At 61.8% G+C, this 12,490-nt stretch carries 12 protein-coding genes; 11 read left to right on the top strand and 1 reads right to left on the bottom strand.

What is annotated here, in order from left to right; all coding sequences use genetic code 11:
* Positions 1 to 151 precede the first annotated feature (151 nt).
* The 8 genes from ACYQ2T_RS07600 to ACYQ2T_RS07565 all read left to right on the top strand — a co-directional run bounded on the left by ACYQ2T_RS07600 (position 152) and on the right by ACYQ2T_RS07565 (position 7,260).
* The gene (locus ACYQ2T_RS07600; protein ID WP_459899733.1) at positions 152 to 652 is read left to right on the top strand and encodes a hypothetical protein; all 501 of its coding nucleotides are present in this window, start codon (positions 152 to 154) and stop codon (positions 650 to 652) included.
* A 126-nt stretch (positions 653 to 778) separates the two neighbouring features.
* Positions 779 to 3,601: an isoleucine--tRNA ligase gene (gene ileS / locus ACYQ2T_RS07595; protein ID WP_459899731.1), complete on the top strand. Its 2,823-nt coding sequence runs from the start codon at positions 779 to 781 to the stop codon at positions 3,599 to 3,601.
* Between the two features lie 94 nt (positions 3,602 to 3,695).
* Positions 3,696 to 4,178, top strand: coding sequence for a signal peptidase II (lspA, locus tag ACYQ2T_RS07590; RefSeq protein ID WP_404844838.1), 483 nt, complete (start codon positions 3,696 to 3,698; stop codon positions 4,176 to 4,178).
* 37 nt (positions 4,179 to 4,215) lie between these two features.
* Entirely contained in the window at positions 4,216 to 4,446 is a 231-nt protein-coding gene (locus ACYQ2T_RS07585) for a PLDc N-terminal domain-containing protein (protein ID WP_404844837.1), read from the top strand.
* Complete coding sequence (ybgF, locus tag ACYQ2T_RS07580) at positions 4,443 to 5,453, top strand: tol-pal system protein YbgF (protein WP_459899728.1); 1,011 nt, start codon at positions 4,443 to 4,445, stop codon at positions 5,451 to 5,453. Before ACYQ2T_RS07585 ends, ybgF begins: the two co-directional genes overlap by 4 nt.
* Positions 5,454 to 5,496: 43 nt before the next feature.
* Positions 5,497 to 5,937, top strand: a complete 441-nt coding sequence (locus ACYQ2T_RS07575; RefSeq protein ID WP_404844835.1) for an NIL domain-containing protein — start codon at positions 5,497 to 5,499, stop codon at positions 5,935 to 5,937.
* A 21-nt stretch (positions 5,938 to 5,958) separates the two neighbouring features.
* On the top strand, positions 5,959 to 6,483 hold the full coding sequence (locus ACYQ2T_RS07570; protein WP_459899726.1) for a PilZ domain-containing protein: 525 nt from the start codon (positions 5,959 to 5,961) through the stop codon (positions 6,481 to 6,483).
* Between the two features lie 30 nt (positions 6,484 to 6,513).
* On the top strand, positions 6,514 to 7,260 hold the full coding sequence (locus ACYQ2T_RS07565) for a protein phosphatase CheZ (RefSeq protein ID WP_459899724.1): 747 nt from the start codon (positions 6,514 to 6,516) through the stop codon (positions 7,258 to 7,260).
* Between the two features lie 112 nt (positions 7,261 to 7,372).
* Here ACYQ2T_RS07565 and mgtE read toward each other — a convergent pair whose 3' ends face one another.
* Entirely contained in the window at positions 7,373 to 8,731 is a 1,359-nt protein-coding gene (gene mgtE, locus ACYQ2T_RS07560; RefSeq protein ID WP_404844832.1) for a magnesium transporter, read from the bottom strand.
* A gap of 119 nt (positions 8,732 to 8,850) precedes the next feature.
* Between mgtE and nadC the strand changes: the two genes are divergently transcribed.
* From nadC to nadB, 3 genes are read left to right on the top strand one after another with little or no spacing between them, the layout of a single operon-like run.
* Positions 8,851 to 9,729 (top strand): carboxylating nicotinate-nucleotide diphosphorylase, encoded by an 879-nt coding sequence (gene nadC / locus ACYQ2T_RS07555; RefSeq protein WP_459899722.1) that lies wholly within the window; start codon positions 8,851 to 8,853, stop codon positions 9,727 to 9,729.
* A gap of 5 nt (positions 9,730 to 9,734) precedes the next feature.
* Positions 9,735 to 10,766 carry a quinolinate synthase NadA gene (nadA, locus tag ACYQ2T_RS07550; protein ID WP_459899720.1) on the top strand — a complete coding sequence of 344 codons (1,032 nt, stop codon included), beginning with the start codon at positions 9,735 to 9,737 and terminating at the stop codon, positions 10,764 to 10,766.
* 27 nt (positions 10,767 to 10,793) lie between these two features.
* Positions 10,794 to 12,374, top strand: a complete 1,581-nt coding sequence (nadB, locus tag ACYQ2T_RS07545; RefSeq protein WP_459899718.1) for an L-aspartate oxidase — start codon at positions 10,794 to 10,796, stop codon at positions 12,372 to 12,374.
* Positions 12,375 to 12,490: the final 116 nt, after the last annotated feature.

The raw sequence follows: 12,490 nt of genomic DNA, 5'->3' as shown, positions 1-12,490 counted from the left end.
TGCGCCGCCATGCCCCCACCGCCGGAGCTTTTCCAAACGATTTCACAGCACACCACAAATGGCCCACTTGATGCATTTCATAACACAAAGACAAAATCACGGCGCACAGAGGCGCGCCAATGCATCCACACCACACCATTTGGGAGCCATTATGCGGACCGTTATGACCATCATCCTCACCCTGTGCGGCATCTTTACCACCTCCACCGCCATCGAAACAGAATACGCCATCTTTGCTGAAACGACACAGCACCGCATAGCGCCCGTACAGCCCCAGCGGCACGTTGTCCGCATGGCCGTGAACGCGCCCACCTACTCCGCCACCACCACGCGGGCCATCCACGCCGCGTCCCCGGCGGCGCCAGACGGACCCGGCGGTGTCCAACGCCCCGAGGATTCCCCCGCGCCTAAAGCGCCTGAGGCCGCCCCGGCGCAAACCGCCGATGACGCCGTCACCGCACCGGCAGGGCTGACCCCGGACACGGACCACTCGCTTATCGCCAAGACCGTTGCCTCGCGCCTTATTGCCCTCACCGTCGATGCCATGCGCAAAAGCGCCCACGGCGAGCGTCTGGAGCGCGGCGTTATCGTTCCGCCCACCGCGCCATCGCCCGGTCCGCCGCCGCTGCCGCAGGGGTGCCTTATGGTATAGAAATGCACGCTGCAGGGGAGATTCGCGGCAAGGCCGCTCTGTCCTTGACTTTGCAGGAGACTTGGTTACCTTTGTCCTCTTTATTTTGGCGACTCTGTTTAATTTCCGTGGAGGACATGCACATCCATGAGCGACTATAAGAAAACCCTGCACCTGCCCCGGACCAAGTTCCCCATGAAGGCGAACCTGACCCAGAACGAGCCGAAGACGCTCAAATTTTGGCAGGACACTGATGTCTACAAGACCATGATCGAGGCCAATGAAGGCCAGGAGAGCTACACGCTCCACGACGGTCCGCCCTACGCCAACGGGCACATTCACCTTGGCACCGCCATGAACAAGGTGATTAAGGACATCATCGTCAAGCACAAGAACATGCAGGGCATCAAGGCCGAATACGTCCCCGGCTGGGACTGTCACGGCCTGCCCATTGAGCATAAGGTCGGGCAGGAACTCAAAGCCAAGGGCAAGACGGACCTCCCCGCGCTGACCATCCGCAAGATTTGCCGCAGCTACGCGGAAAAGTGGATGAAGACCCAGCGCAAGGAATTTCAGCGTCTTGGCGTTTTGGGCACGTGGGACAATCCCTACCTGACCATGCGCCCCAGCTACGAAGCCGCCACCGCCCGCGAGCTTGGTCGCTTTATGGCCAAAGGCGGCGTCGTCCGCAACAAGAAGCCCATCTACTGGTGCAACGACTGCAAAACCGCACTGGCAGAGGCCGAGGTGGAGTACGCGGACCACACGTCCCCGTCCATCTTCGTGCGCTTCCCCCTCACCGACGCAAAGGTGACGGACATCATCCCCGAGGCCGATCCGGCAAAGACTTTCGTCTGCATCTGGACCACCACCCCGTGGACCCTGCCCTCCAACATGGCTATCGCCTTCCACGCCGACTACGACTACGTCTGCGTCAAGAAGGGTGACGAGTTCTACATCCTTGCCGAAGAGCTGCTGGCCTCCTGCGCCGAAAAGTTCGGCTGGGACGAGTACACCACCGTGGCGACCCTCAAGGGTGAAAAGTTCGAAGGCCTGAAGGCCCGCCACTGCATCTACGACCGCGAGTCCCTGCTGGTGCTGGCCGACTACGTCACGCTGGAGAGCGGCACCGGCTGCGTGCACACCGCCCCCGGCCACGGCCCCGATGACTACATGACCGGCTACCGCTACGGTCTGGACATTTACTCCCCGCTGGACGACGAGGGCCGTTTCCTGCCCACCGTCGAATTCTTTGCGGGCCTGCGCGTTGACGAGGCCAACCCCCACGTCATCGACAAGCTCACGGAGCTGGGCAACCTTCTCGCCATGGAGAAGATTAGCCACTCCTACCCCCATTGCTGGCGCTGCAAGCAGCCCGTTATCTACCGGGCCACCACGCAGTGGTTCATCTCCATGGACAACAACGACCTGCGCCAGAAGTCCCTCAAGGCCATTGACGAGGACGTGCAGTGGATTCCCGCATGGGGCCGTGAGCGCATCCACAATATGATTGAAATGCGCCCGGACTGGTGCATCTCGCGCCAGCGTACGTGGGGCGTGCCCATCGTGGCCCTGCTCTGCAAGGACTGCGGCGAGGCATGGTTCGACAGCGACTGGGTCATGAACATCGTGGACAAGTTCGAGGAGCACGAAACCGGTTGTGACTACTGGTTCGAGGCCGCCCTTGAAGACATCGTCCCCGAAGGCCTGACCTGCCCGCACTGCGGCGGCAACCACTGGGAGAAGGAAGACGACATCCTCGACGTGTGGTTCGACTCCGGAACGAGCTTTGCCGCCGTTGTGGAACAGCGCGACGAGTGCTCCTACCCCGCCGACCTGTATCTGGAAGGCTCCGACCAGCACCGCGGCTGGTTCCACAGCTCGCTGCTGGCCTCCATGGGCACCCGTGACAAGGCGCCCTACAAGTCCGTGCTCACCCACGGCTATGTTGTGGATGGCGAGGGCAAAAAGATGTCCAAGTCCATCGGCAACGTGGTGGCCCCGCAGGAAATCATCGACAAGTACGGCGCGGACATCCTGCGTATGTGGGTTTCCTCCGAGAACTATCAGGCTGACGTGCGCATCTCCGACGACATCCTGAGCCGCCTCGTGGACGCCTACCGCCGCATCCGCAACACCATGCGCTTCATCCTCGGCAACCTCGGCGACTTCGACCCCAAGGTCAACGCCGTCGCCCCCGAGCAGATGCTGCCGCTGGACCGCTACGCCATGGACCTTATCCAGTCCATCCATAAGAAGATTGAGCGCTCCTACAACGAGTTCGAGTTCCACCGCGTGTACCATGCGGTGCACAACATGTGCGTCACGGACCTGTCCGCCTTCTATCTGGACATCCTGAAGGACCGCCTGTACGTGTCCGCCGCCGACTCGCAGGAGCGCCGCTCCGCGCAGACCGCGCTGTGGCAGATCTTCATGACCCTGCTCAGCGATATTGCGCCCACCCTGTCCTACACCGCAGAAGAAGCCTTCCAGCACCTGCCGGAAGCCCTGCACCCCGGCGTGCCCACGGTCTTCGCCATGCGCTTTACCATGGACGAGAAGTACCTGCTCTCCGAGGCCGAGCGCCACAAGTGGGACACCATCGCTGCCGTGCGTTCCGAAGTGAACCGCGCCATCGAGCCTGTGCGCAAGGCTGGCACCGTCGGCCATAGTCTGGATACCAAGGTCACCGTCTACGCCCGCGAAGAGCTGCTGGACGACTTGGCGACCGAAGGTCTGGATCTGCGCGAAATGTGCATCGTTTCCGCCATCACCACCGCTCCTCTGGCCGACGCCCCGGCAGACGCCTACGAGAGCGAAGAGGTGGACGGCCTGAAGATTGGCATCGAAGCCGCAGCTGGCGACAAGTGCGAGCGCTGCTGGATTTACTCCAAAGAGCTGGGCACCAGTACGGACCACCCCGGTCTGTGCCCGCGCTGCGCTTCCGTGATGGCAGCCGAAAGCAAATAGCTTTCGCGCGGCCCCCTCACCTTACGCCTTCATTTGGCCCGGGCGCGGCGCAGACCGCGTCCGGGCTTTTAACCATGGAGCACACGGCACCCCCATGCGCAACAGATACGCCATGGCCCTCTCCATCGCGGGCAGCGTCCTTATCCTTGACCAGCTGACCAAGCTGTGGGTGCAGGCCACCATTCCCCCGTGGCAGGGCTACGCCGTTATTCCGGGCTTTTTCAACATGGTCCATGTGCTGAACAAGGGCGCGGCCTTTGGCTTTCTGGATACCGACGCCATCGCGTGGCAGACCACCCTGTTTATCACTGTGGCTCTTGTCGCCGTCGGCGCTATTATGTACCTGTTGAAGACGGCTCATTTTACGGACAAGCTTTCCGTGTCCGCACTGGGACTTATCCTTGGCGGCGCACTGGGCAACCTTGTGGACCGAGTCCATCTGGGCGCGGTGGTCGACTTCTTGGACTTTCACTACAAGGCATGGCACTGGCCGGCGTTTAATGTTGCGGACATTGGCATCTGCCTTGGTGTTGGCCTTATGCTCATCACCATTGTGAAATCCGACACGGCGTCCTAGCCCACCCCACTACGTCACACAGGAGCGAAACACCACGATGTTCGTTGATATCAGCACCATTCCTCCGGCAATTATCGCCGCCATTTGCGGCGGCGCCCTCGTCTGCGTCGCGCTGAGCTTTTGGGCCATCTGGCACGCCTTCTGGCGCGTATTCCCTTACCCGCAGGAGAGGTTCATCTGGCTGGCAATCGCCGTGTTCATCCCGTTCTTCGGAGGCCTTATCTACCTCCTCTGGGGAGCAAAACGTGGACGGAGAAACGCATCATGAAACGCCTGCTCACACTCAGCCTTCTGGGCATGACCACCCTGTCCATGACCGCCTGCGTCAACCCGGACGACATCAAGACGCTGGACAACCGCGTCTACGACCAAAAAGTCCGCATCGACACCATCGAAACCAAAGTTAACGACCTTTCCAAAACCGACCCGCAACAGGCCGACATCTGGTCGCAGGTGCAGAGCATGCGCCGCGAGATGGGCGAGTTGCAGGACGAGGTCGCCACCCTGCGCCGCCAGCTGGACGAGCAGAATACCGCCATAGCCGCCAACACCAACGCCACCAAGGCGCTGACCGGCGATGTGCGCGACGTGCAGACCGGCTGGCACAGCCTGACCACCCAGCTGGGCGCGGACGTTGACCTCGACACCATCCGCAAGGAGCGCCTCGCCCGCGAGCAGGCCGCACAGCCTGCCCCTGCGCCGCTGCCCGGCATGGATGCAAACGCGACGGCCACGCAGCCCGCTTCCGGCGAATCTCCCGAGCCCGGTGCCCCGGCTGCTGACGCCAACGCCACGGCTTCCGCCGCAGGCGACGCCGCCGCACAGCCCGCCGCACAGCCTGCTGACACGGCAGCCAAGGCGGCAGACACCGACGCCGCCATCGCCAAGCAGGCACCGGCGCTCGACGCCGCCACCACGCTGTACGATTCCGCCCGCGCCGCCTTTGAAAAGCGCGACTACACCGAGGCGCAGGCCCGCTGGGAAGAGTTCGCAACCAACTTCCCGGACCACAAGCTCGTCTCCAACGCCATTTTCTGGCAGGGCGAATGCTACTACCAGCTCAAGGACTACGCCCGCGCTGTTCTGAAGTATCAGGAAGTGCTGGATAAGTATAAGAAGAGCTACAAGTACCCCACGTCGCTGCTCAAGCAGGGCCTGTCCTTTATGCGTCTTGGCCGGGTCAAGGCTGGCCGCCTGCTGCTGCACGACGTCATCGACAAGTTCCCCAAGTCCGCCGAGGCGCGCCGCGCAAAGGCCATCCTCAAAGGACTCTAAACCTCAGCCCCGGACACGCTTCCGGAAATCTGACGGATACCGTATGCAAGACGTCATCAAGGCACACCGGAAAATCGTCCATCTGTCCTTTCCGCCCGAAAACTCGGGAAGGCCGGTGGTCTGCAACCTGACACGGCTGTTTGACCTTTCGTTCAACATCCTTCAGGCCACAATCTCGCACCGGCAGGAAGGCTCCCTCACCCTGGAGCTGACCGGCAGCGAGGAGAACTACGACAAGGGCATCAAGTACCTCAGCGACCAGGGGATCAAGGTCGAGGTCGTTGCCCAGCGCATCTCGCGCGACGAGGACATCTGTATCGACTGCGGCATGTGCACGGCGCTGTGCGCCACCAAGGCCCTGTACTTGGACAAAGCCACCCGCCGCATCCACTTCGATTCCGAAAAGTGCACCGCCTGCGGCATGTGCACCCGCGTGTGCCCCGTCAATGCCATGAACGTTCAACTTGACGACACCGACTTCTAAGCACCTTCCGGAGGCCGAGCCATGAACACAGGAGAATTCTCCAGCGTCGCAACCCGCATCAGAGGATACATCCGCCGAATGGACTCGGCCTCCTCTCTTCCCATGCTCCACGAGCACATCGTGCCAACGGCAACGGAGGATCTGGACCTCTCCGGGGCCAATTTGCAGGAGCCCCTCGTCAATTTTCTGGAATCCATCAATTCCAAGCTGGACGCCCTGCTCGGCCTTATCGGGCAGGAGCGGCTGGAAACGGAATTTGACCACACCATCGAGGTGGTGGAGCTGTCCGGCGCTGGCCTTGCCTTTACCTGCGATGCCAGCTTCACGCCGGGAGACTCGCTGGAATTTGCTCTCCTGCTCGGACAATTCCCCTTGCGTGTCGCCGCCGCAGTTGGCAACGTAGTGGAGAAGCGACACCACGAAAACGGCGCGCCCATCTGGGCCGTGGACTTCACCTCCGTACGCGAAAGCGATCAGGAGGCCATCGTCCGCTTTGTCTTCCGCGAACAGCGCGAGCGCATCCGCGAGCGCAAATGGTCGGAATAGCCAATACCACCCCCGCCCAGGAGGCACTGTATGACCCCGAAGATTGAAGAACAGCTTGATCAGCTTGTTGAACAAGTCACCATGAGCGTGGTGTCCGGCCTCGACACCGTCATCAAGGACGCCATCGAAAAGGAAGTGACATCGGTTCTGACCAAGAGCCTGAACAAGGAGATCAAGGACGGCGAATTCTTCCGCAAGGTCAATGACGACATGCGCCACGGGCTGGAAGAAATCTACAAGGAAATCAAAAAGGCCAAGCGCGAGGAAGGCATCAGCGCCGCCCACGAGGTGGACACCGACCAACTCCTGTCCGAAGCCTCGGACCAGCTGGACCAAATCCTCCAATCCACGGAGGACGCCACCGTCCGCATCATGGACATCGTTGAAAAGCATCAGGAGATGATTGCCCACTCCGGCAAACTGCTGCGCGAATTCCGCAGCGGCGGCGCCAGCAAGGAGAACGTGAACAAACTCATTGAGCTGAACGACGCCCACACCGCCGACCTCATCGAAATCATGACCGCCCTCTCCTTCCAGGACCTGACGGGCCAGCGCATCAAGCGTGTGGTCAACGCCCTCAAGCGCATTGAGGAAGTGGTCTTCGACGTCTACATGTCCACCGGCCTTGCCGTGAAAAAACGCGACCAGACGCCGGAACGCGACGCCTCGGAAATTGCCGAGGAAGCCAAGCAGACCGTCTCCGCCCTCAAGGGCCCGCAGAAGGACTCCTCGCAGGAGGATGTGGACGACCTGCTCAAGCAGCTTGGGCTGGAATAGCCCCGCGCGGCGCATCCGCATATATTACGGCACGAAAAAGGCCGCTCCATGGTGCACATGGAGCGGCCTTTTTTGATGCTTTTCGTGGGCTTTCCGGTCCCGCCTCTGCCTTTCACATAAGAAGCAGCGACGACAGACCAAGGAAGGTCAAAAAGCCCGCGCTGTCCGTGAGCGTGGTCAGAAAGATGCTGGACGCCTGCGCCGGGTCGCGGCCAAGCTCCTGCAAAATGACGGGAATGGACGCACCGGCCACATTGCCAATGCACATATCCACGCCAAGGGCCACGCTCATCACGGCGGCCAGCTGAATGTTGGATGTCAGCAAAAACACGCCCAGCATAACCATAAGGCCCACAATCAGGCCATTGACCATGCCAATGCGCGCCTCACGCATGACGGCGGTCCACGCGCGCTTGCGGTCAAACGCCTCCATGGCGAGCTGACGGATGATGACGGCAAGGGACTGCTGGCCGGAGTTGCCCGCCTGGTTTGCCACAATGGGCATCAGGGCGGCCAAGATAGCCATCTGCGATATGGTCCCTTCAAAGAGGTGCACCACCCATGCGGACACTGCGGAGTTGGCCACATTGACCACCAGCCACGGCAGGCGCATCTTCACGGACTGGAGCCACGGGGTATCCGTGCTCTCGTCCTGACCGGCGCCGACCATGCCGAGCATGTCTTCGCTGGCCTCTTCATGGATGATGTCGATGACGTCGTCATGCGTCACCACGCCGAGCAGGCGCATTTCGTGGTCCACAATGGGCACGGCAAGGAAGTTATAGTGCGTCAAAAGGCGCGCGACCTCTTCCTTGTCCTCGTCAAAATGCGCGTAGATAAGCTGCTGTTTGCCCAGCACATCGCGCAGGCGCTGGCCCGGACGGCTGAGCATAAGGTTTCTGAGTGAAAGCACGCCCACAAGGCGGTCCGCCTCGTCCACGATGTAGGCGTAGTAGGGAATTTCCGTCTCTTCCGCGGCGCTGCGGATGAGCTGGATGGCCTGATCTGCCGTGAGGTTGCGGTCAAGGACTGTGACCTCGGTGTTCATCACGCCGCCGGCCGTGTCCGCGTCGAAGGTCAAAAGCGTTTCGATTTCAAGCGCTTCTTCCTGCTCCACGCGTTGCAGCAGCCGGAACTGGTGCGCGTCGTCGAGGTCGTCCAAAACGTCCGCCGCGTCGTCGGGCGACATCTGTTCCAGAAGGTCGGCGGCAAAGTCCGGCGGCAGGTCCTTCATCAGCCGGGCGCGGTCGTGGCGCTCCATCTCGGCGATGAATTCTGCGGCGTCTTCCGGCTCCAGCCTCTTGACCACCTCAATCTGTTCTTCAAGGGAAAGGCTCTCAAGCTGCGCCGCCCCGTCAGCCGGATGAGCGTACTCAAAGTCGGCTGCGGGGTCTGTCTGGGCTGTGAGATTCTCTTGCCCTTCCGGACCTTCGGGCCCGGGATGCGAGGTGTATCTATCCTTCTCTGTCATGGCGGTTGTCAGGTATCCTAAATGCGGTCTGAGGTCAAAAGATTCAAGCATCTTGACTCGCGCTGGCCGTTGCCTTACGAGCCGAGTACAGACACAACTCCAAGCCATACGGATACGCCATGAACCATACGCTATTCGACGCTTTTTTCCAGGGAGACGCCCGAACCTATCTTGACCGGGCCATCTCGCTGGCTCTGGAGGAAGACGGGCCGGACCTGACGTCCGAGGCCGTGTTTACCGGCAATGAACGCGCCCACAGCGTCATCATCGCCAAGGAGCCCACCATCTGCGCGGGGCTGCCCCTCATCCCCATCGTCCTCAGCGCATTGGAACACGAAACATCCCACGATGTAACACATTTCTTTGCAGACGGCGACTCGGTGGCCCCCGGCACCACGGTGGCGGAGTTCACCTGTCCGCCCGCTGTGGCCTTTAAGGCCGAGCGCGTCATCCTCAATTTTATCTGTCACCTTTCCGGCATTGCCAACCTGACCCGGCGCTACGCCGACGCGCTGTCCGGCACGCGCACCATCCTGCTCGACACCAGAAAGACCCTTCCCGGCCTCAGATATCCGGAAAAATACGCAGTCTTGCTGGGCGGCGGCAAAAACCATAGGATGGACCTCGCCGAGATGCTTATGCTCAAGGACAACCACATCGACCAAGCGGGCGGCATCAGCCCGGCGGTGGACGCTCTGCGAAAGACCTACTCCCCCTGCCCCCCGATAGAGGTCGAATGCAGAACCCTTGACGACGTCACGGAAGCGGCGAACCTGGGTGTGGACCGCATCATGCTTGACAACATGGCCCCCGACACGCTGCGCGAAGCGCTGGAACGCATACCCAGCGGCATCGAATCCGAAGTCAGCGGCGGGGTGAATCTTTCCACCATTGCGGACATAGGAAGGATCGGGCCGGATTACGTTTCCGTGGGTAGGCTGACCCACTCCGCTCCGGCTGCGGACTTCAGCATGCGTGTCCGTATAACGCACGGATAATCCTCATGACATCCAACTCCACCCAAATTATCACCGACATAAGGAAACAACGCGGCTCAAATCTGGTCATCATGGGGCACCACTACCAGCACGACCGCGTCATCCTGCATACCGATCTGCGCGGTGATTCGCTGGAACTGGCCCGGCAGGTGCCCTCCCTCAAGGCGGAGTACATCGTGTTCTGCGGCGTGCAGTTTATGGCCGAAACCGCGGCCATGCTCGCCGGTGAGGAGCAAAAGGTCATCATCCCCGCGCCGGACGCCGGGTGCATTATGTCCAACATGGCTCCCGCCCATATCCTCGACTGTGTCATGAGACGCCTCAGCGAAACCGACCGCCGCGTGATTCCCCTCGCGTATGTGAACACCTCCGCCGCCATCAAGGGCATTGTGGGCCGCTACGGCGGGTCCGTGTGCACCTCCGCCAACGCCAAGACCATGCTGGACTGGGCCATGAAGCGCGGCGACAGCGTACTGTTCCTGCCCGACCAGAACCTTGGCAACAACACCGCGGACGCCCTTGGCGTCCCGGCAGAAAAACGCATGGTGCTGGATATCCGCAACGGCGGCAGAGATGTGGACCCCGCCCAGACAGCGGACAAGCGCCTGCTGCTGTGGCCCGGCCTGTGCGCCATCCACGAACGCTTCCGCGAGGAGCACATTGACGAAATTCGCCAGCGCGACCCCGACGCCCTCGTCATCGTGCACCCGGAGTGTCGTCCGGGCGTGGTTGCCAAGGCCGACGCCGCCGGCTCCACATCCGCCATCATCAAATTTGTGGACGACGCCCTTCCCGGCTCCACCATTTACATCGGCACGGAGATTAACCTTGTGGAACGGCTGGCCAAGACCAACCGCGACAGCAAGCGCATCCGCCCGCTGCGCCCCAGCTCGTGCCGCAACATGGCGAAGACCACAGAGTCCCTGCTGGCCGAAACCCTCATGAATCTGGAGACCTCCGAGCCTGTCCGCGTCCCCGACGATGTGGCCTACTACGCGCGCATCGCCCTCGAACGCATGCTCGAAGCCTGCGCCTAGCACCCTGAACCACATCGAGCAGCACCCATGAACACCACCCGCTATTCCACTGAAGCCCTTGTCATTGGCTCCGGCATTGCCGGAGCCACCTGCGCCCTCATCCTCGCCGAGGCAGGACGGCACGTGACCCTGCTCACCGCTGACAGCGCGCCGGACAAAGGCAACACCGCCCTCGCGCAGGGCGGCATTGTCTACAAAGCCATCGACGAGAATCCGCGTGACCTTGAGGCCGACATTATGACCGCCGGCTGGAAACTCAACAATCCCAAGGCGGTACGCTTTCTGTCCCAAAAGGGACCGGACGTGGTGAAGCGGGTGCTGCTCGATACCTTGCACGTGGATTTCTCCACCACCTGCGACGGTGAGCTGGACCTTATCCGCGAGGGCGGCCACGGCAAGCCCCGCATCGCACACTGCGCGGACTTCTCGGGCCGCGCCATCATGGACAAGCTGGTCGCAGCGGTGGCGGAGCATCCGAACATCACCCTGCTCACCGGCCGCACAGCCATCGACCTGCTCACCAGCCATCACCACTCCACCAAACTGGAGTTCAAGTACCAGCTCAGCAACCAATGCTGCGGCGCGTATGTCTTCAATCAGGACCTTGCGCAGGTGGAAACCATCCTTGCAGACACCACCATCCTTGCCACGGGCGGCATTGGGCAGTTGTATCTGCACACCACCAACACCTCGTCGTCCATCGGGTCCGGCATGGTCATGGCCGCCCGCGCCAAGGCCAAGACCATCAACGCCGAGTATGTGCAGTTCCACCCCACATCGCTCTTTCACCGCGCGCCACGGCGCTTCCTCGTCTCCGAGGCCGTGCGCGGCGCGGGCGCAAAGCTCCTCAACGACAAGGGCGAAGCCTTTATGGCGCGCTACGACCCGCGCGCCGACCTTGCCCCGCGCGACATCGTCACCCGCGCCATTCAGGAGGAGATGCTCGCCACCGGCGCGGACTTCGTCTATCTGGACGCGGCAAACCACGTCTCGCGCGACATTGAGACCAGCTTCCCCACCATTGCCAAGAAATGCCGCGACATCGGCCTCGACATGACCAAGGAACCCATCCCCGTAGTTCCTGCGGCGCACTATTTCTGCGGCGGCATCCTCACGGACACCACAGGCAAGACCACGCTCTCGCGCCTGTACGCCGTGGGCGAATGCGCCTGCACCGGCCTGCACGGCGCCAACCGCCTTGCCAGCACCTCGCTGCTGGAGGGCCTGTTGTGGGGCGTGGCCGCCGCCGAGGACATCGCCAAGAAATCCCCGCGCCGCAGCGCACTGCCGCAGCGCCTTGCCGACGCCATGCCCGACTGGGTGGCGGCAGGCGACACCCAAAACGAGGACCCCGCCCTTGTTGCGCAGGACTGGGCCACCATCCGCACCACCATGTGGAACTATGTGGGCATCACCCGCACCACCCAGCGCCTCAAGCGCGCCTATGACGACATGCGCAGTCTCAACAGGCATCTGCAGGACTTCTACAAGCAAACGCCCATCTCCAAATCCCTCGTGGACCTGTTCCATGGGTGCTACGCCGCGTACATCGTCACCCTCGCGGCCATGCGCAACAAAAACAGCCGGGGCTGTCACTTCCGCAAATAGCCCCAGCCGCCCTCACACAGACGCAACACGGACGCCCCCCCCATACCGGGAGCGTCCGTTTTTCTTTGGCGCCACCTTCCGCCGCCAAATAGCCGCGCCCAATACAGCCGCATTGC

This window comes from Desulfobaculum senezii (genome assembly GCF_054657395.1).
This window is presented reverse-complemented; position numbering and strand designations above follow the sequence as displayed.